Origin of the sequence: Micavibrio aeruginosavorus, assembly GCF_051245535.1 — a bacterium.
Lineage (GTDB): Bacteria > Pseudomonadota > Alphaproteobacteria > Micavibrionales > Micavibrionaceae > Micavibrio > Micavibrio aeruginosavorus_D.
Window position 1 is genome coordinate 1,704,527 of record NZ_CP195303.1, and the last position, 18,764, is coordinate 1,723,290.

Genomic DNA, 18,764 nt, shown 5'->3' on the forward strand with positions numbered 1-18,764 from the left:
AAAAACCCTATATTCCGCCCCATGAATGAAATGAAGCTGAACTCTTTGGGCATCAATAAGGAACCGAAAGACACCCGCGTGGTTGTGGCCATGTCGGGCGGCGTTGATTCATCCGTTGTGGCCGCCCTGCTGGCCGAAGAAGGTTATGATGTCGTCGGCGTAACGCTGCAACTCTATGACCATGGCGCGGCGCTGAAGAAAAAAGGCGCGTGCTGTGCGGGCCAAGATATTTACGATGCCCGCCGCGTGGCCGAGATGAAGGGCTTCCCCCATTACGTTCTGGATTACGAAAGCAATTTCCGCGAACAGGTGATTGACGATTTCGCTGATTCCTATTTGCGCGGGGAAACGCCGATCCCGTGCGTGCGCTGTAATCAAAGTGTGAAATTCAAAGACCTGCTGGCTGTTGCGCGCGATCTGGGGGCAGATTGTATGGCCACGGGCCATTATATCCAACGCACCATAAACCCGGACACGGGCCGCGCCGCCTTGATCCGTGCGCATGATCACGGCAAGGATCAAAGCTATTTCCTGTTTGCAACAACGCAGGAACAACTGGACTTCCTGCGTTTCCCGCTTGGCGGATGGACCAAAGATGTGACGCGCGCGCACGCCCAGCGTCTGGGCCTGATTACCGCCGATAAACCGGATTCTCAGGATATTTGTTTCGTCCCCAATGGCGATTATGCCGGCATCGTCAAAAAAATGCGCCCGCAAGCCCAGCGCCCCGGCGACATCGTGCATATTGATGGCCGCGTGGTAGGCCAGCATGACGGCATTGTCGGCTACACGATTGGCCAGCGCAAAGGTCTTGGCATTGGCGGTGGGGTCAGTGAAAACAATGATCCGCTCTATGTCGTGCGCATTGACCCGGCCAGCAACCGGATCATCGTCGGGCCGAAAGATGCCTTAGCCCGCGATATTTTGCATTTAAAAGATGGCAACTGGTTGATCGACACGCCGCCCGCCCCATCGACCTCACCAACCTGCGCGCTGGATGGCGAAGGGGTGGACCATATTGCGGTGATGGTGAAATTCCGCTCCGTCATGACCCCGATTCCAGCGACGTTGCATTTGTCGCATGACGGCACCGCGTCGATCCAGTTGCATGATGCCCAATACGGCATTTCACCGGGGCAGGCCGCCGTATGCTATATCAACGACCGCATGATTGGCGGCGGCTGGATCGAATCCACCGCGCACAGCACGATTCCGCTGGCGGCCTAAGCCACCTTCTGCTTCGCCCGTTCCTGCAACGCATTCAGCATTTCCAGCGCGACTTCGCGGGAAGATGCGGGGTTTTGCCCCGTCACCAAACGGCCATCACGCACGGCAAAGGAATGGAAGTCATCGCCGCTTTCAAACCGCGCCCCCAATTGCCGAAGCCGTGATTCCAGCAAAAGCGGCATCTCCACATCCAGCTCAACGGCACGCTCTTCACTGTTGGTAAAACCATTCACCACGCGCCCTTGAACCAGTGGAACGCCACGTTCATCGACCGCTCCAATCAGCGCATTGACGCCGTGGCAGACCGCACCAATAACGCCGCCACGCGCCCAGATGGTGGACAGGATCGACCCCAGAACATCATTGCCCGGCATATCCCATGCCGCACCGTGCCCGCCGGGAATAAATGCGCCGACATAGGCATCGACATCCACACGGTCAATCGACTTTGTGGTGGCCAGCTTGCGCATCGCGCCATGGTCATTCAGGAAACGATCCACCGCGGGGTCATTGCCACCCGCTTCTTTTAAACTGGCGGGATCGACCGGGGCCGAGCCGCCACGAATGGACACCAGATCCACATCATACCCAGCGCGAAGCAAGGCATAGTATGGCACCGCCATCTCTTCGAAAAAAAATCCGGTCATACGCCCGGTGTCACCCAGCTTGGTATGCGAGGTGAGAATAAAAAGCACTTTGTCTTTATTTGCCATTTTGGCCTCCACAACGCTGCACACGTTGATCCGCCCTACCAAATGAGGTAGCCCCACCCAGGGGGGCGGCAATGCCTCATCCCTAACCCCCTCAAGCCCCCTGCGTTTTTGCCACCCCCCGGGTCAAGGCCACGGTTTTCCGCCAAAAACCCAAGCCCCCACCCAAGGGGAGATCAGGGGAGGATAAAAATACGGCGCAATGCTTGACATTTCCCCCGCCCCACGTCATAAAACCCCCCGTTGGCGGCGTAGCTCAGCCGGTAGAGCAGAGGAATCATAATCCTTGTGTCGGGGGTTCAAGTCCCTCCGCCGCCACCATTTCACGGTTAAGCCGTTGAAATGACAGAAAACCCTTTCAGATCAAAGCGCTAATTTTGCCCCTGTAACACAAACATGTTACACAAAGGGATGAAAGACGTGCCCGAGACGCCCCCTTCGCCCGTTCCCATTTCAAAGCCCACCTTTTAAGGCACAACTGCGCTGCAATCACGCGGAACGGAGGCCGTAGAGGATGAGCGCGAGCCAACCGGCCATCAGGCTGATGCCGCCCACGGGCGTGCCAAGCGTCAGACCCGCCATGGGCCAGTGCAAAGACGCGTAGAGTGATCCGCAAAAAATTACGATTCCCAACAAGAACAGACACGCCGCCACCATCAGAATGCGCGATGGTATCGTGCGGGTCAAACCGTACAGGGACAGAACCAGAAGAACGATGCTGTAGTTTTGGTGATAGCGCAGGGCAACGTCAAAACGCTCCACCATCGATGCAGACCAGCTTTCCGTGAGCAGGTGGTCACCAGCGGCCCCCAAAACCACGGATAAAAACCCAATCAACCCTGTCGCACATAATATATATTTCATGACACTTCCGCCCTTGCCGTAACGCACATGCTTGGCCCTGCCCTTTCTTTATAACCCCTGCGCCGGGTTGAAAAAAGGGCCTTGCTGCACAGGTTTGGCGAACCTCTGGCCATGGGGCCTTTACGCCCTACCCTCTCTGTATGAGATTCATGCGTATGTCTGTTGTAAAGGAGAGTTACCATGAAATTGACCGGACAGCTTGCTGAGCAAAATCATGGCGCTTTTGCGCCCTCCGTGGCCTTGCACGCGGGCATTAAGACGCCGCGTGTGTGGATTGTCGTTGCGGATAAGCACGGCGCACGCATTTTCGAAAAAATTGACAGACATTTAAAATTGATTGGCGAGGCATCGCCCGACCAAAACCTGCAAGATGGCCTGAACAACCAGACCATCGGACGGGCGGTGAGTTCCGGCGGGAGCACCATTCACCACAAATATGAACCGCATATGGAACAGGAACGCGCCGGTGCTTTGGATTTCGCGCACGACCTCGCCGCTTTTCTTGATGAGGCCGACACAGCCAGAGAATTCGACCGCCTGGTTCTGGTCGCCGCGCCGCGCACATTGGGCGATTTGCGCGCAGTCATCAGCAAGCATGTCCAGCGACACATAACCGCGCAGGTCGACAAAAATCTGACAAAACTCGACGAGCGGGCCTTGGGTGATGCGCTGGAAGATGTTTTGTGGCTGTAAATAAAAAGCGAAGAGTGGCGCTCTCCGCTTTTTATATAAACTTTCAATCTTCTATGCAGGCTTACTGGCGTATATAATCCGCTTCGGGGAAAAAGACGCTTTGTATAAAGGCCGATGTTTTTCCGTCATCCGGCGCATCGTTTGTATCGAACTCAATGGCCACACCGTAGAGCGACGGAGCGTCGTGGCCATAAATCTCTTTGAAAGCCTGTTTCAGATTAAACCGTGTGGTCACGACCTCGCCCGGTTTTGGGTGCGCCACGCAAATGAAACGCCCGCCATCGTGGAAGAACATGCCCTTTTCCGGCTTGTTGATTTCATCGTTCTGGCACAGATGCAGGGCGATGAAATACGGGCTGTCGGGAACGACCATCGATCCGCTATCAATCATTTCCTTGCCAAAGAAGGCATAGAACATAACCGCTTCATTGCGCTTGCCTGCGGCATAGGACGCCCCTTCGGGGAATTTATTCACGCCCCAGACAATTTCAACATCCTGATAATTTTCAAGGTGCCCCTTTTTCAAACCAATCATAGCTTGCCCTTCGGACAGAGCCTCAAGCTCCAGCCCCTTATCGGTCAGGGTCAGCTTGGTCACATCATCATCATCGGCATCACGTTCAAGAATAAAGCCGCGGCCCGTCAGAAACTGCACGGCGTCCTGTCCCTTGACCGTGCGGAAATCAACTCCGGGATCGCTTGCAGGAACGTTGGCGCGGGCCATGATCGGGGCCAATGCGCCCCACCCGGCAAACAAAACGCCCACAGCCAGAATTGCAGGAACAACCATATGGTTCCACTTTTTCATGATAAATCCTTTATTGATGAATGTTTTTTGCAGGATGGAATGAAGGCGCTCGCTTCGTAGATTCTTGTTATGCGTTTGGCCGAAGCCCTTTCAAAACAAACGCCGCATGATGATACATGAAAATTGCACGTTGTGACCTGTATTCGCATTATTTTCGGCATACACCCGTAGATTGGTTATTCTGAAAATAGTTTTTTCGCGGGGATTTTTGACTTTCCGCCACAACGGCGTATCCTCTCCTCTGTCCATCCATGGGCACTAGAAACGCCTTACAAAAAAAATCGAAAAAACAAGGATATTCATAATGTCACATATGCGCACATTTCTGTTCACCGGTCTGTTCACGGGCCTTCTCTTCCTGCTCGCCACCTTCACGGCGTCCTCTGCGCGTGCCGAAGCCGACCCAACGGGGTTGTGGCTGACGCAAAACAAACGGTCCGTGGTTTCCGTTGAACCGTGTCAGGAAAACAAAGCCCTGCTGTGCGGTTATATCCACTGGATTATCGAAGGCGGCATGCAATTCGATGACAAAAACCCGGACGCAGCCCTGCATAATCGCCCGATGTGCGGCCTGCCGATTATTTACGGATTGGCAAAATTGAGCGCCACCGAATGGGGTGATGGAAAAATCTACAAAGCCGACGAAGGCGATGTGTATGACGGCGAAATGGAAATGAATGATGATGGTACACTGGCCGTCAGCGGTTATGTCGGCATTCCGTTGTTCGGAAAAGAACAAACATGGACCCGCGTCAAAGGCAGCGATTATCCGCGTTGCAAAAAGGCAAAGCGTTAATCATGGACAAAGCTGATCGCGGATAAAATCTGCGATCACGGCCCGCGATGCGGTGCTGGTATAATGACCGAGGCCGGGAACGACGTGATGTGTCGCCCGGCCTTTGGTATAAGCGGATACCGCGTTAAACGCCGCCAGATAGGCCGCCGTTCCAAATTCCGGATCATTGTCGCCATGAATCATCAGGGTCTGTGGCGTGGCCGTCATCGCCGGGTCATGGAAGAAGATACAGCTATGCCCCACCAGCGCGCCCAGTTCCGCCCCGCGCGTAAAGCCCGTGAACAACGCCACGCCACCACCCTGAGAAAAACCCATCAGGCCGATATCGGCATCGGTCAGGCCCAGCATGTCGCGTTGATTGTCGATAAATTCATTCATCACCCGCGCAATATTCACCATACGCGGATAGAGCGTTTTTAAATCGCCATCAATGGCAAACCATTGGCGCAGCATCGCGGGGTCGTTGCCATCATTCCCGGCCAGAACCTCCTGCGGGATGTGCAGGACATCGCCGTTATGTTTGCCGATATTCTGCGGAACGTTTAATTGTTCGGGACCATGCGGGGCCACCACCAGCGCATCGGGCATCAGCGCGCACAACGCCAGCGCCATCTTGTCCATATATTTGGCATTGCGGCCATAGCCATGCAGCAGGACCACCAACTTCTTCGCCTGCCCGCTTTTGGGACCATGCGCGACGTATTCAAGGTCCGTGCCGTTCATCTTACGATTCCTCGTCCTTATATTGGGCGCTTGCATATTGCCCTTTGACCTATTACCACAATATCAATGCGTTGAGGAAGGATATAGGCCAGAAATGGACCGTTACCAGCATTATAACACCCTGCCCGAAACCGCCCGGAATGCCGTGGTGGTGATTGGCAATTTTGACGGCGTGCATCGCGGCCATTGCGGCCTGTTTGATGCCGCGCGGACGATTGCCAAGAATACGGGGCGCAAGCTGGCCGTCCTCACCTTCGAACCGCACCCGCGCCATGTGTTCCGCCCGGATGATCCGCCATTCCGCATCACCCCCGCCGCCCTGAAGGCCGACCGTCTGGCCGCACACAATGTTGATATTTTGATCAGCCTGAATTTCGATTGGCCCTTCGCCAGCCAGAGCGCGGAGCATTTCATTCAGCATGTATTGAAAGACGGATTGAACGCCGCGCATGTGGTGGTGGGCCGCGATTTCCGCTTTGGCCAATTGCGCAAAGGCGATGCCGCGATGATTGATGCCGCTGGCATTCCCATCACCGTCATGGACAAAATCGCCGATGACGATGATGGCGACGACATTTCATCCACCCGCATTCGCCAAGCCTTGGGCATGGGCGACATCAATGAGGCCAACGCCCTGCTCGGCTGGGAGTGGGAAATGCGTGGTGTGGTGGAGCAAGGCGACAAGCGTGGCCGCGAACTGGGCTTCCCCACCGCCAATGTCGGATTGGGCGATGCCCTGCATCCCGCTTATGGCGTGTACGCCACATGGACGAAGATTGTTGAAGACGGTCCCGACGCGCCATGGATTCCCGGTGCCACCAATATTGGCATCCGCCCGATGTTTGAATTGAAGGTCGGGCGGATTGAAAATTATCTGTTCGACTTTAATCGTGATATTTATGGAAAAACACTGCGCGTCCGCCCCGTGGCCCGCCTGCGCGGCGAGGCCAAATTCGACAGCCTCGACGCCCTGATCACCCAGATTACCGCCGATTGCACGGAAGCCCGGGCCATTTTGGCCCAAAACCCATAGACCAGATTTGCCATTTCGGCCCAAAACCCTTGATTCTCTGCGGATTTTTGGCAATAGTGCCCCCTCAATCCACATCAGAATTTCAAGGGCGCGAAAATGAGCGACGCGGACAAGTACAAGGACACCGTCTTCCTGCCGAAAACGGATTTCCCGATGCGCGGGGAATTGCCGAAACGCGAACCCGAAATTTTGAAAAAATGGCAGGACATGGATCTGTACCGCGCCACGCGCGAAGCATCCGCCGGCCGCCCGAAATGGATTTTGCATGACGGCCCGCCCTACGCCAACGGCGACATTCACATGGGCCACGCGTTGAACAAGACATTGAAAGATGTCGTGAACCGTTTTTACCAATCCATGGGCAACGACTCCCCTTACGTTCCGGGGTGGGATTGCCACGGCCTGCCCATTGAGTGGAAGGTCGAAGAACAATACCGCAATGCCGGTAAAAACAAAGACGATGTCGATGCCATTGCCTTCCGCGCCGAATGCCGCGCCTTTGCCCAGAAATGGGTCGATGTACAAAGCGCGCAGTTCCAGCGTCTGGGCGTTAACGGCGATTGGAAAAACCCGTATCTGACCATGACGCACCGCGCCGAGGCCGGGATCGTCCGCGAAATTCACAAATTCGCCACCAATGGCGGATTATACAAGGGCGTGAAGCCCGTGATGTGGTCCACGGTTGAAAAAACCGCGCTGGCCGAAGCCGAAGTGGAATACAAGGAACATAAATCCATCACCGTATGGGTGAAGTTTCCGGTCCGTGGGCAAGCCAATACATATGTTGTGATCTGGACCACCACGCCATGGACATTGCCGTCCAACCGCGCGATTGCGTTTGGTGAAAATCTGGATTACGCCGCCTACACCATCACGGCGGTGAAGGATGAGGCGCGCGCAAAAGTGGGCGATACACTGATTCTGTCCACCAAACTGGCCGATGATGTGAAAGCGAAAGCCCATATCGAAGATTGGACGCAAGCGTCTGTGTCCTTTGACCTGAGCAAAACGGTGTGCGCCCACCCGTTGCACGCGCAGGGTTATGATTTTGATGTGCCCGTTCTGGCCGGGGATTTCGTCACCGACGACACCGGAACCGGATTCGTGCATATCGCCCCCAGCCATGGTGAAGATGACTATTGGCTGTACATGAAACATTTCGGCGCGAAGGATATTCCCGACAACGTCACCGATGACGGGAAATTCCGCGACCATGTGCCGTTGTTCGCGGGCATGGAAGTTCTGACCGAAAAAGGCGAGATGGGCGGCGGGAATTTTGCCGTTCTAAAAGCCTTGGATGAATGCGGCGCATTGCTGGCCAAGGGATCGATTAAACACGAATACCCGCATAGCTGGCGCTCCAAGGCCCCGGTAATTTTCCGCACCACGCCGCAATGGTTTATTGGCATGAACGCCATCACCACTGGCACACAGGGCGACAACAACGCGCCGTTGCGTGAAAAGGCACTGGCCGCCATTCGCGAAACACAATGGGTTCCCGCCAAGGGCGAAGCCCGCATCACCGCGATGATCGAAAACCGTCCCGATTGGTGCATTTCGCGCCAACGCGCATGGGGCGTGCCGATTGCCCTGTTCGTGCACAAGGACACCGACGAAGTATTGCAAGATACCGATGTCCTGTCGCGCATTGCCGATGCGTTTGAACGCGAAGGCGCCGATGCGTGGTGGAAACATGACGCACAATATTTCCTGGGCGGGCAGTACAAGGCCGAGGATTACCACCAAGTGTTCGACATCGTCGATGTCTGGTTCGAATCCGGCTCCACCCATTCCTTCGTTCTGGGCGATACCAAAACATGGCCGGATTTCGCGGGCGTTGGCAAAGCCGATTTGTATCTGGAAGGATCAGACCAACATCGTGGCTGGTTCCACTCCTCCCTGCTGGAATCATGCGGCACGACAGGGCATGCACCGTATAAAACGGTTCTGACCCACGGCTTCGTGCTGGATGACAAGGGCTACAAAATGTCCAAATCGTTGGGCAACGTCGTTGATCCGCTGAAAATGATGGATGAACATGGCGCGGATATTATCCGCCTGTGGACCATGTTATCGGATTACAGCGAAGATATCCGCATCGGCAAGGACACGTTGAAGGTCACCGCCGATTTGTATCGCCGTATCCGCAACACGTTCCGCTATCTGCTGGGCGCGCTGGACGGGTTTGATAAATCCGAAATGGTGCCGGAATCCGAATACAAAAACATGCCGGAACTGGAACAACTGGTCCTGCACTGGCTGGCGGAAATGGACCGTGATGTCCGTGGCTATATTCAGAATTATGAATTTGGCCGCCTGTCGCACCGTCTGCACAATTTCTGTGCGAACGAACTGTCCGCCTTCTATTTCGACATCCGCAAGGACCGCCTCTATTGCGACCGCCCGGATTTGTTCGAACGCCGCGCCTGCCGTACCGTGATGGCGAAAATTTTTGACTGCCTCGTCACATGGCTGGCGCCGATTCTGGCCTTCACCGCCGAAGATGCGTGGAATTATCGCCCGCGCGGTGTGTTTGATCAGGATACGGACAGTGTTCACCTGCGCACCTTCCCGGTTATTCCGGTGGTGTGGGGCAATGACGCACTGGCCGCCAAATGGAACGCGCTGCGCGATGTGCGCCGTGTGGTTCTGGGCGCGCTGGAACCCAAACGCGCCGATAAAACTATCGGTTCGTCACTGGAGGCCCACCCGGTTATTTACCTGAACGCCGACATGGCGAAACTGGTGGCTGGTGTTGATCTGGCGGAATTGTGCATTACATCGCAAGCCACCGTGAAAACGGATGCCGCCCCGGCGGATGCGTTTACGTTGAGCGATGTAACCGGTGTGGCTGTTGTCTTCACAAAGGCCGAAGGCGGAAAATGCCAGCGTAGCTGGCGCATCGTGCCCGACGTGGGGTCGAACCCGAATTACCCGGATCTGTCGGCCCGCGATGCGGATGCCGTGCAATGGTATCAACAGAACAAGAAAGCGGCGTAATTTATCATGCTTCTGGGTCCCCCTTATGCCCGCGTGGCGTTTCCGTTGATTGGCGTTTTGCTGGTTCTGGATCAGATCAGCAAATGGTGGATCACGGAAATTATGATCAAACCGCTGGTCACCCCGGCGAACGAAGCCGCGACCGCGATGCCGTTCCTGAATTGGCTGATTTCATCGGGCGAGCGTTTCCCGTTTGCCCAGATCGAGGTTTTGCCGTTCTTCAATCTGGTCATGGTCTGGAACCGGGGCGTCAGCTTCGGCCTGTTTTCACAGGGGCATGATTACGGCCCGGCCATCCTGACCATCGTATCCCTGTTGATTATGACCGCTTTTGCCGTCTGGCTGGTCCGGGCGAAAAGCGCGTGGCTGGTCACGGGTCTAACGCTGGTGATCGGCGGGGCCGCCGGGAATGTGATTGACCGGGTCCGGTTTGGGGCCGTCATCGATTTTCTGGACGTCCATGTCGCCGGATTCCACTGGCCGGCCTTTAATGTGGCCGATTCCTGCATTTCTATCGGCATTGCCCTGATCCTGATTGATGGGCTATTCTTGGAACCGAAACGTAACAAAGGTGTATCGCAATGACCAAAACACTGACCCGCGCCATCATCATCGCCGGATGCGCCCTGTCCTTATCCGCATGTGAAGGGGCCAAGGAACAATTGGGCCTGACCCGTCAGGCCCCGGATGAATTTGCCGTCGTCAAACGCGCGCCGCTGGAAATGCCGCCGGATTACACCGTCCGCCCGCCGCGCCCCGGTGCCCCGCGCCCGCAGGAAATCGCCGTCGCGGAAGAAGCGCGTAACGCCGTTCTGGGTGAAACCGCCCGCAGCACACAGGCCAGCGGTGCGGAATCCGCCCTGTTGCAACAAACCGGGGGCGTTTATGCCGACCCGTCCATCCGCGGCGTTGTTGATGCCGAGGCCACATTGTCCGATCAGGAAGACAAACCCGTGGCGACCCGCTTGCTGGGGATTGGCAGTGGCAAGACCGAAGCACAGATCGTTGACCCCGCCGCCGAGGCCGAACGCATCCGCACAAATGCGGAAGCGGGCAAGCCTGTCACCGAAGGCGAAACACCGTCGATCAAGGACAAATAAATCCATACGGATGACAATAAAAAACCCGCCAGACAATGGCGGGTTTTTTTATTGATTATTGCGGCGGGGGCAACAACGCCCGTGGTGGTGGCAAGGCCGGACCGCTGCGCACATTTCCACCACGCGGCAACGCGTGTAAATAAGCCGGGCGTTGAAAATTTTCCATCAAGATCTGGATCGATAAATCATCGCGGGCCACAGCCATATTAAACCGGGCCGCGCGTGTCATTTCCATCGACAGCGTCATGTAATCCCGCATCTGCTGCTCCGTCGCCGGGGTGAGTTGCATCGGCTTCGGATAATTTTTAAACACCAGCAATGTTGTCGCCATGGACAGGCTATCGCGTGCCAGATCGGCCTGATGGCTGGCCAACTCCAACGCGGCGGCCGTCATCTTGCTCAAACCGATCGACATATCGTTGACCGATGGCCGCGTATTTTTTTGCCGCATGAATGGCGCAGCCACATCGCGGTGCGTTTCATCAATCTGGCGGGCCGCCAGCAGGAAGTTTTTCAGTGTGATGTGATACCCGGAAAAACTGGCCGTTTCCCCGCGAAAAACCGGCATTGTCGGCACGACCTGTAATGTCAGTTCCTGCAAATATTGAAGCCGCAAAAGACGATCGCGCGTCAAACGGTCAATCGTGATGGAATCCTCTGGGCAATGTTCAATCGCGGTTTTGATATAGTTGGTGACCAGCGAGGCCAAAACCCCACCTTCGCGCACAACGCCCAGAATACGGCCCGCGATGGTTTTATCCAGATCTTTCATCTTCTGTTCGGCGCGATCGCATTCGGGCCGCGACGAGCGGGCATTAAATGCCTCCGCCAGCGCCCAGTCCTTGAACAGTTTCAGAGGCACGGGCCCATCGCTATGCACCTGATCAAAGGCCTTGTCCAGATCGCGCAAAACATCGACGGTCGCGTCGTGCAAATTCCAGTTATATGGCTTCATTCAAGACCCCAGACATCCTGTTTTTTTACGCCGGCTTTTCGCCGGTCATTTTTACTTCTCGAAAGTATAAAGAAACGCTGGCCGTTGTACATCCCGTGAGAAATACGCTCCACGCAATAAATTCTCGGCCTGTTTCAAATCGTTATCGGCCCCGCGGGACATGGCAATGGCAAACTGTGTAAACAACGCGGCCACGTCTTCGTCATCCCCGCCCAGTTTGGCCACCCGTTCCGATGCGGCGCAAACCACCGCCCGCTGGGCAATTTTATGTTTCATCACGGCATGTTCCAGCGTTTGGTCCGCATATGCGTCACAGGACGCGGCCAAGCGTTCGATGCGCTTCGCCAGATCATCCCCGGATGCAGCGGTGCCATCGGCCCGGCGTTCGACCAACTCGTCAAAGGCGGAACTGGCCAGAAAATAGACACGGTCCATTTCAATTTCCGTTTTCCGCGCGCCCTGCTTGGCAAAATCCTGCATGCCCGGAATAGCGACCAGCATATTGGTGGTGGCGTGGGATTGTTGCTTCTGTTCCAGCCCGCGCAGGCCCCAATATTGAATATAGGCGCGCAGCTTGGCGTCATATTTCTCTTCCGGGAAATCACCGATGACGGACGCCATGTGCGACCCGATCGCTTCGAGCCGCATGTTACATTTCACAACATTGTTGCGCATATTGCCCAGCAGAACGACCGACGCCTCCTGCCATGCCGCTTGGTATTGCATCAATCCGAACTGCCCGGCGTGGGCATTGAACGATTCTTTCAACGCCAGTTTTTCCAGCGCGGCCACGTGCTGCGGTGTGGCCGGCGCGGTCAACGCGTGCACAGATTTCGCCAGCTGCGCCAACCCGGCCCGGGTTTGGTCATGCAGCACCCAATTATATGTATCATGGTCCATCATGGGGGTGACGTTAGCGTCATTTTGTAAGTTATGTCAAAGTTTTAAACCGATTCCATTTGGGGTTTTCCTTTGCCCCGATTCTCGGGTAAACCAGAAGACATGAAACACATTTTGATTCCTGTTTTTATTGGTTTTTTCCTGATCCCCTCACCGGTCTGGGCCCAAAGCCAAACCGCAGTGCAGCCCCCGGCCGCCACTGTTGCCGACACCCAGTTGCCGCAGCGCACAAAAATTTTCGGCGCGGAAGAGGCCACCCTGCCCAACGGCCTGCGCGTCGTGGTCATTCCCAATCACCGCGCCCCGGTGGTCAGCCACATGGTCTGGTACCGTGTCGGCGCGATTGATGAACCCGCCGGACAATCGGGCATCGCCCACTTCCTTGAACATTTGATGTTCAAGGGATCGGAAAATGTTCCGCCCGGCGAATTTTCCAAACGTGTGCGCGCCATGGGCGGCAATGACAATGCGTTTACGTCCCAAGACTACACCGCCTATTTCCAATCCATCGCCGCCGATCGTCTGGAAGATGTTATGGCGATGGAGGCTGACCGCATGCGCGGCCTAACCCTGCCCCCGGATCAGGTTTTGTCCGAACGCGATGTGGTGTTGGAAGAACGCCGCCAGAACACCGACAGCGACCCCAACGCCCAGATGCACGAACAAATGCGCAATGCGCTGTTCCCCGGCCATCCCTATGGCATTCCGGTGATTGGCTGGCCGTATGAAATCGCCAAACTGTCCCGTGAAAACGCGATGGATTTTCACAATAAACGGTACGCGCCCAACAACGCGACCGTGGTGATTTCCGGTGATGTGAAACTGGCCGACATTCTGCCGATCATTGAAAAGACCTATGGCGTTGTTGCCGCGCGCGCGGTGCCCGAACGCACGGCGCCCCCGGTCATGAACGTTCCCGGCGAAGCCCGCATCATCATGCAATCGGACCGCGTTCATCAACCCGTTTTCCAGCGTATGATCCGGGTGCCGTCTTTGCGCGAAAACCGCAACGACGCGATTGCGTTGCAGGTTGCGGAAAGCATTCTGTCGGATGGCGCGTCATCACGCCTGTATAAATCATTGGTGGTGGAGCAAAAAATCGCCGTCGGTGCCGGATTTTCATACACACCCAACGCATGGGATGATGCCACCGCCGCCCTGTACGCCATTCCAACCGATGGTGTCGCGATGGATGCGGTTGAAGCCGCAACCGACGCCATCATCGCCACCTTCGCCCGCGACGGCGTGACCGATGATGAACTGGCCACCGCAAAAATCCGCATGAAGGACAGCGCCGCATTGGCCCGCGACAGTTTGCAGGGCCCCGCGATGATTTTTGGCCAGACCATCACCACGGGTGGCACGATTGATGATGTCGAATATTGGGCCGATGATATTGATGCGGTGACCGCCGCCGATATCAAACGCGTGGCGCAATATCTGATCAAACCGACGGGCACGCATGGCCGTGGCGTGACCGGGTGGATTTTGCCCGCGCCCGCACCGGATAAAATTATTACCGAAGACGAACCGGATGCCGCGCCAGCCGCCGCCCCCACAGAAACCCCGGCCAACGATAACGCAGCAGAGGCAAAGCCATGAAATCCCTGATCCTCAGCGCCGTTCTTATCGTCAGTGCAATCACCCCCGCATGGGCGGCCGATATCACCACCATTACACCGCCGACGGAGCGCTTCCTCGATATCCGGTCCGTCACCAGCGATGGCGGCATCACCGCATGGTTTTTGGAAGATCATTCGGTTCCGGCCATCGCCATTGAATTTGCCTTCGCTGGCGCGGGGGCCTCGCTGGACCCGCAAGACAAACAAGGACTGGCGCGGCTGGCATCCAACACGCTGGACGAGGGGGCCGCAGATCTGGATTCCCAAGCCTTTCAAAAAACCCTGACCGACAATTCCATTGCCCTGCGTTTCGACGTGGGCCGCGATGATTTCTTTGGCTCGTTGAAAAGCCTGACCCGTCACCGCGATCTGGCCACCGATTTAATGGCCAAGGCCCTGACGTCACCGCGTTTTGATCAAGACCCGATCGACCGGATGAAGGCCGCGAATATCAGCCGGATTAAATCCCAACTGTCCGACCCCGACTGGATCGCCGCACGCATTATGAATGACGTGGCCTTTGCCGGGCACCCCTATGCCATGAACAGCGGCGGCACGGTCAGTGGCTTTGCCGCCATCACCGCCGATGATCTGCGCCATTTCACGCGCATTAGTTTTGCCCGTGACAATTTGCTGGTCGCCGTTGCCGGGGATATTTCGGAAGATGAATTAAAACCCCTGCTGGACAAAATGTTCGGCGCATTGCCGGAAAAATCGCAAATTCCACCGACAGCAGATTTAACCATTCAAGGCGCCAACACCATCACCCTGTTCGACAAGGACGTGCCACAAACATCCATTCAGATGATGCAGGCCGGCATTGGCCGCACAGACCCGGATTATCACGCCGCACAGGTGATGAACTTCATCCTTGGTTCCTCCGGCTTCGGCAGCCGTTTGACCGAAGAAATTCGTGAAAAACGTGGCCTGACCTACGGTATCTATTCCTCCATGTACCAGTTGGACCATGTGAAGGCGCTGAGCGTGTCCACCTCCACCCGCAATGACAAAGCGGGTGAGGTCATGGGCCTGATCCGCACCGAATGGACCAAAATGCGTGACGAACCGGTCAGCGCCGATGAATTGAAAGCGGCGCAGGATTACCTGACCGGATCGATGCCGCTGGCTCTGACCTCAACGCAGGGCATTGCCGGGTTGATCCTCGGCCTGCGGCTGGATGATCTGCCGATTGATTATCTGGATGGCATTACCGAACGGTATAACGCCATCACGGTGGACGATGTATCCAAGGTTTCCAAACGCCTGCTGACCCCCGATGCGATGACCACGGTCATTGTCGGCAAACCCGAAGGCATCACCCCGACCACAACCCGCACGGATTTGCCCAATGTTGAATAATACGCTTCCCGAATGGGTGACGCTGGATACACATGCGCGCACCATGCGCTATGTGCATATGAATGATGTGATGAGCGACGGCCGTGTGAAGGCGATGAGCCTGTCCCTGCCCGGCCTGTACGCCGATTTTTCGCGCCAGCGCATGAATGACGACACGCTTGGTCTGCTCCTGTCCCTCGCCCGTGCCTGTGACGTAGAGGGGTGGCGGGACCGGATGTTCAGCGGTGCGCCCATCAACACAACGGAAAACCGCGCCGTTTTGCACACCGCCCTGCGCCGTCCCGGAAAGGACAGCGTGATGGTCGATGGCGAAAACGTCATGCCGTTCATCCATGATGTCTTGGCCCGGATGAAGGCGATCACCGAATCCATTCATTCCGGCACTTGGACGGGATATACGGGCAAGCGCATCACCACCATCATCAATATCGGCATTGGCGGGTCGGATTTGGGCCCGCAGATGGTGACCGAGGCCCTGCGCCCGTTCCATGTCGATGGCATCACCGTGAAATTCGTGTCGAATGTTGACGGCACCCATTTGCACAATGCCCTGCAAGGATGCGACCCGGCCACAACCTTGTTCTTGATCGCATCAAAAACATTCACGACACAGGAAACCATGAAAAACGCGCAGACGGCGCGGGCATGGCTCCTCGCCAAACTGAAAAAAGATGATGCGATTGCCAAGCATTTCATCGCTTTGTCCACCAATGAAAAGGCCGTGACCGCCTTTGGCATTCACCCGGACAATATGCTGCCCTTCCGCGACTGGGTTGGCGGGCGGTTCAGCCTGTGGTCATCCATCGGACTGTCCATCGCACTCGCCGTCGGCTTCGACCATTTCCGCAACCTGCTGGATGGTGCGAATGCCATGGACAAGCATTTCCAGACCGCGCCGTTGCACCAAAACCTGCCCGTCCTTATGGGCCTGATCGGCGTGTGGAACCGCAATTTTATGAATTGCGCGGCGCTGGCCGTTCTGCCCTATGACCAGAATTTGCTCCACCTGCCTGCCTTCCTGCAACAGGTTGATATGGAATCAAACGGCAAGCGCGTCAGCCGCGATGGCGAAACGCTGCCCTATGCCACCGCGCCCATCGTGTTCGGCGAACCGGGCACGAATGGCCAGCATGCGTTTTATCAAATGCTGCATCAGGGCACCGACATCGTGCCGTGCGATTTTATCGGCAGCCGCGAAAGCTTCGCGCCCCATGCCGACCATCACCACATCCTGCTCGCCAACATGATTGCACAGGCGCAGGCGCTGATGACCGGGCGCAGTGAGCGCGATTCGCATAACAACCCGCACCAAACCTTCCCCGGCAACCGCCCGTCTGTCACCTTGCTGTTCGACCGGATGGATGCGTTCCATCTGGGGCAACTGATCGCCCTGTATGAACACAAGGTTTTCGTTCAGGGCGTCATCTGGGGCATCAATTCCTTTGACCAGTATGGAGTTGAGTTGGGCAAGATTCTTGCCAATTCCGTGCTGGATTCGGGAAAAAACCCGGAATCCCAAGGCAAAATCGACCCCGCCGGGGCGGCTTTGCTGTCCCTGATCGCCTAGAACACCTTAAATTTCGGGCGCTAAGGCCCAGATATTTAAGATTTTTTAGGCTCCCTCCGGTACGATGGACGGAACCAATAAGAACAAAACGCAAGAATTGCGTGTGTGAGGATACCCCGCCCGATGAGTACTGGCCTGCAAAAACTGACGCAGTCCGAGCTGGATGAAATCATCCGCAAACATATGCGCTTTATCAGCGGCATACGCGGTGGTGCGCGCGCGGTTGTTAAATTCAAGGATCTGTCGGGTCTGCATTTCCGCAAGGGCGATTTGTCGCAAGCCGATTTCACCGGCTCCATCCTGATCAATTCCAACATGTCGAGTGGCACATTCAAGGGTGTGTCATTCTTTGCCTGCGACATGCGCGGGGCCAATTTGGAAAATGCCTGTTTCGCGCGGGCGGATTTCCGGGGGGCCACCGTTGTTGGTGCCAATTTAACCGGGGCCGATTTTGAAAAGGCCGACATGCGCGAAGGCGTCATTCTGGAACGCAACCCGACCAACAAAACTTTGTCGGGCAGCATCAACAATGCAAAAGCAAAAACGATTTTCAGCGGATCGCGTTTGTCTGAAACCAACCTGTCCGGGGCCAGCGCGAACTTCGCCGACTTCTCCGACGCCGATTTGTCCGGCGTCATTGTGAAAGACGGTGATTTCAGCAACGCCAATTTCGAGGGCGCGAACCTGTCGGGCGCTGATTTTTCGGGGTCAAACCTGAAAAACGCCAACATGAAATCATCCATTATTTCCGGCACAAAACTGGACGAAGCCGAAACGGCGGGCCTCAATATGGCCGATGCCCTGACCGAAGATAAAATGGGCAGCAAGCTGGAAGCGCTTGGTAAAACGCTGGAACAATTGCTGGAAGAACACACAGCATGGATTGCAACGGCGGGAAAATCGGGCACGCGGCTCGATTTATCCGGCTATGATCTGCGCCATGTTTTGAATTTGAAAAAATTCTCGCTCACCGCGGTGAAGGCCGTGGGCGCAAACTTCCTGAATCAGGATTTGCAAGGGGCCAGCCTGCAAAGCGCCGTGATGGACCGCGCCGATTTCCGCGACACCAAATTGGCCAATGCCGATTTTCGCGGCACGTCGTTGAAGAACGGATTATTTGCGCGCGCCAATCTGGTCGGGGCGAATTTATCGCCGCTGATCTTCCCCAACCCGGATGGGTCCAAACGGTTACAACGTGTCAATTTGTCCGGGGCCAATCTGCGCTACGCGATTCTCAGCAATGCCGTGCTGGCCGATTGCCTGCTGGTCGGGGCGGATTTGTCCTATGCCGTCATGCATGATTGCGATTTGCGCCGGGCCGATTTAACCGGCGCGATTCTGGATAATGCCGATTTCCACGGCGCCCTGCTGAATGACGTCATCAGCGACCGCAAACTGGGGTAAAAC

17 protein-coding genes and 1 tRNA gene are annotated in these 18,764 nt (G+C 56.1%); 12 read left to right on the forward strand and 6 right to left on the reverse strand.

Features of this window, described 5'->3' with window-relative positions:
* Positions 1–21 precede the first annotated feature (21 nt).
* Complete coding sequence (gene mnmA, locus ACSC94_RS08235) at positions 22–1,227, forward strand: tRNA 2-thiouridine(34) synthase MnmA (protein ID WP_435640367.1); 1,206 nt, start codon at positions 22–24, stop codon at positions 1,225–1,227.
* Here the strand turns inward: mnmA and ACSC94_RS08240 are convergent.
* Positions 1,224–1,874 (reverse strand): type 1 glutamine amidotransferase domain-containing protein, encoded by a 651-nt coding sequence (locus ACSC94_RS08240; RefSeq protein ID WP_435640368.1) that lies wholly within the window; start codon positions 1,872–1,874, stop codon positions 1,224–1,226. The two genes, mnmA and ACSC94_RS08240, sit on opposite strands and share 4 nt — an antisense overlap.
* Positions 1,875–2,182: 308 nt before the next feature.
* Here ACSC94_RS08240 and ACSC94_RS08245 point away from each other — a divergent pair.
* Positions 2,183–2,258: transfer RNA gene (locus ACSC94_RS08245), tRNA-Met, on the forward strand.
* A 168-nt stretch (positions 2,259–2,426) separates the two neighbouring features.
* Here the strand turns inward: ACSC94_RS08245 and ACSC94_RS08250 are convergent.
* Positions 2,427–2,801 carry a DUF423 domain-containing protein gene (locus ACSC94_RS08250; protein ID WP_435640369.1) on the reverse strand — a complete coding sequence of 125 codons (375 nt, stop codon included), beginning with the start codon at positions 2,799–2,801 and terminating at the stop codon, positions 2,427–2,429.
* Between the two features lie 180 nt (positions 2,802–2,981).
* Here ACSC94_RS08250 and ACSC94_RS08255 point away from each other — a divergent pair, with 180 nt between their 5' ends.
* Positions 2,982–3,494: a host attachment protein gene (locus tag ACSC94_RS08255; protein WP_435640370.1), complete on the forward strand. Its 513-nt coding sequence runs from the start codon at positions 2,982–2,984 to the stop codon at positions 3,492–3,494.
* A gap of 61 nt (positions 3,495–3,555) precedes the next feature.
* Here the strand turns inward: ACSC94_RS08255 and ACSC94_RS08260 are convergent, their stop codons facing one another.
* Positions 3,556–4,302: a hypothetical protein gene (locus tag ACSC94_RS08260; protein WP_435640371.1), complete on the reverse strand. Its 747-nt coding sequence runs from the start codon at positions 4,300–4,302 to the stop codon at positions 3,556–3,558.
* Between the two features lie 304 nt (positions 4,303–4,606).
* On the opposite strand from ACSC94_RS08260, the gene ACSC94_RS08265 reads away from it, so the two are divergent.
* Positions 4,607–5,098: a DUF2147 domain-containing protein gene (locus tag ACSC94_RS08265; RefSeq protein WP_435640372.1), complete on the forward strand. Its 492-nt coding sequence runs from the start codon at positions 4,607–4,609 to the stop codon at positions 5,096–5,098.
* Here ACSC94_RS08265 and ACSC94_RS08270 read toward each other — a convergent pair whose 3' ends face one another.
* Positions 5,099–5,821 carry an alpha/beta hydrolase gene (locus ACSC94_RS08270; protein WP_435640373.1) on the reverse strand — a complete coding sequence of 241 codons (723 nt, stop codon included), beginning with the start codon at positions 5,819–5,821 and terminating at the stop codon, positions 5,099–5,101. It abuts the gene before it with no gap.
* A 94-nt stretch (positions 5,822–5,915) separates the two neighbouring features.
* Here ACSC94_RS08270 and ACSC94_RS08275 point away from each other — a divergent pair, with 94 nt between their 5' ends.
* The 4 genes from ACSC94_RS08275 (at position 5,916) to ACSC94_RS08290 (ending at position 10,954) form a co-directional block, all read left to right on the forward strand.
* Positions 5,916–6,854, forward strand: a complete 939-nt coding sequence (locus ACSC94_RS08275; protein WP_435640374.1) for a bifunctional riboflavin kinase/FAD synthetase — start codon at positions 5,916–5,918, stop codon at positions 6,852–6,854.
* 96 nt (positions 6,855–6,950) lie between these two features.
* Positions 6,951–9,854: an isoleucine--tRNA ligase gene (gene ileS, locus ACSC94_RS08280; protein ID WP_435640375.1), complete on the forward strand. Its 2,904-nt coding sequence runs from the start codon at positions 6,951–6,953 to the stop codon at positions 9,852–9,854.
* Between the two features lie 6 nt (positions 9,855–9,860).
* Positions 9,861–10,439: a signal peptidase II gene (gene lspA, locus ACSC94_RS08285; RefSeq protein WP_435640376.1), complete on the forward strand. Its 579-nt coding sequence runs from the start codon at positions 9,861–9,863 to the stop codon at positions 10,437–10,439.
* Positions 10,436–10,954, forward strand: a complete 519-nt coding sequence (locus tag ACSC94_RS08290) for a DUF3035 domain-containing protein (protein ID WP_435640377.1) — start codon at positions 10,436–10,438, stop codon at positions 10,952–10,954. Before lspA ends, ACSC94_RS08290 begins: the two co-directional genes overlap by 4 nt.
* Before the next feature lie 55 nt (positions 10,955–11,009).
* Here ACSC94_RS08290 and ACSC94_RS08295 read toward each other — a convergent pair whose 3' ends face one another.
* Both ACSC94_RS08295 and ACSC94_RS08300 read right to left on the reverse strand, forming a co-directional pair.
* The gene (locus tag ACSC94_RS08295) at positions 11,010–11,909 is read right to left on the reverse strand and encodes a hypothetical protein (RefSeq protein WP_435640378.1); all 900 of its coding nucleotides are present in this window, start codon (positions 11,907–11,909) and stop codon (positions 11,010–11,012) included.
* A 51-nt stretch (positions 11,910–11,960) separates the two neighbouring features.
* The gene (locus tag ACSC94_RS08300; protein WP_435640379.1) at positions 11,961–12,812 is read right to left on the reverse strand and encodes a hypothetical protein; all 852 of its coding nucleotides are present in this window, start codon (positions 12,810–12,812) and stop codon (positions 11,961–11,963) included.
* A gap of 99 nt (positions 12,813–12,911) precedes the next feature.
* On the opposite strand from ACSC94_RS08300, the gene ACSC94_RS08305 reads away from it, so the two are divergent.
* From ACSC94_RS08305 to ACSC94_RS08320, 4 genes are all read left to right on the forward strand, one after another.
* The gene (locus tag ACSC94_RS08305; RefSeq protein ID WP_435640380.1) at positions 12,912–14,411 is read left to right on the forward strand and encodes a M16 family metallopeptidase; all 1,500 of its coding nucleotides are present in this window, start codon (positions 12,912–12,914) and stop codon (positions 14,409–14,411) included.
* Positions 14,408–15,790: a M16 family metallopeptidase gene (locus ACSC94_RS08310; protein WP_435640381.1), complete on the forward strand. Its 1,383-nt coding sequence runs from the start codon at positions 14,408–14,410 to the stop codon at positions 15,788–15,790. Before ACSC94_RS08305 ends, ACSC94_RS08310 begins: the two co-directional genes overlap by 4 nt.
* Complete coding sequence (gene pgi / locus ACSC94_RS08315; protein ID WP_435640382.1) at positions 15,780–17,357, forward strand: glucose-6-phosphate isomerase; 1,578 nt, start codon at positions 15,780–15,782, stop codon at positions 17,355–17,357. The genes ACSC94_RS08310 and pgi overlap by 11 nt, the downstream gene beginning before the upstream one ends.
* A gap of 123 nt (positions 17,358–17,480) precedes the next feature.
* Positions 17,481–18,761, forward strand: coding sequence for a pentapeptide repeat-containing protein (locus ACSC94_RS08320; RefSeq protein ID WP_435640383.1), 1,281 nt, complete (start codon positions 17,481–17,483; stop codon positions 18,759–18,761).
* Positions 18,762–18,764: the final 3 nt, after the last annotated feature.

Coding starts and splice junctions, on each gene's coding strand:
- mnmA (WP_435640367.1), top strand. CDS start 22: ATGAATGAAATGAAGCTGAACTCTTTGGGCATCAATAAGGAACCGAAA.
- ACSC94_RS08240 (WP_435640368.1), bottom strand. CDS start 1,874: ATGACCGGATTTTTTTTCGAAGAGATGGCGGTGCCATACTATGCCTTG.
- ACSC94_RS08250 (WP_435640369.1), bottom strand. CDS start 2,801: ATGAAATATATATTATGTGCGACAGGGTTGATTGGGTTTTTATCCGTG.
- ACSC94_RS08255 (WP_435640370.1), top strand. CDS start 2,982: ATGAAATTGACCGGACAGCTTGCTGAGCAAAATCATGGCGCTTTTGCG.
- ACSC94_RS08260 (WP_435640371.1), bottom strand. CDS start 4,302: ATGAAAAAGTGGAACCATATGGTTGTTCCTGCAATTCTGGCTGTGGGC.
- ACSC94_RS08265 (WP_435640372.1), top strand. CDS start 4,607: ATGTCACATATGCGCACATTTCTGTTCACCGGTCTGTTCACGGGCCTT.
- ACSC94_RS08270 (WP_435640373.1), bottom strand. CDS start 5,821: ATGAACGGCACGGACCTTGAATACGTCGCGCATGGTCCCAAAAGCGGG.
- ACSC94_RS08275 (WP_435640374.1), top strand. CDS start 5,916: ATGGACCGTTACCAGCATTATAACACCCTGCCCGAAACCGCCCGGAAT.
- ileS (WP_435640375.1), top strand. CDS start 6,951: ATGAGCGACGCGGACAAGTACAAGGACACCGTCTTCCTGCCGAAAACG.
- lspA (WP_435640376.1), top strand. CDS start 9,861: ATGCTTCTGGGTCCCCCTTATGCCCGCGTGGCGTTTCCGTTGATTGGC.
- ACSC94_RS08290 (WP_435640377.1), top strand. CDS start 10,436: ATGACCAAAACACTGACCCGCGCCATCATCATCGCCGGATGCGCCCTG.
- ACSC94_RS08295 (WP_435640378.1), bottom strand. CDS start 11,909: ATGAAGCCATATAACTGGAATTTGCACGACGCGACCGTCGATGTTTTG.
- ACSC94_RS08300 (WP_435640379.1), bottom strand. CDS start 12,812: ATGATGGACCATGATACATATAATTGGGTGCTGCATGACCAAACCCGG.
- ACSC94_RS08305 (WP_435640380.1), top strand. CDS start 12,912: ATGAAACACATTTTGATTCCTGTTTTTATTGGTTTTTTCCTGATCCCC.
- ACSC94_RS08310 (WP_435640381.1), top strand. CDS start 14,408: ATGAAATCCCTGATCCTCAGCGCCGTTCTTATCGTCAGTGCAATCACC.
- pgi (WP_435640382.1), top strand. CDS start 15,780: ATGTTGAATAATACGCTTCCCGAATGGGTGACGCTGGATACACATGCG.
- ACSC94_RS08320 (WP_435640383.1), top strand. CDS start 17,481: ATGAGTACTGGCCTGCAAAAACTGACGCAGTCCGAGCTGGATGAAATC.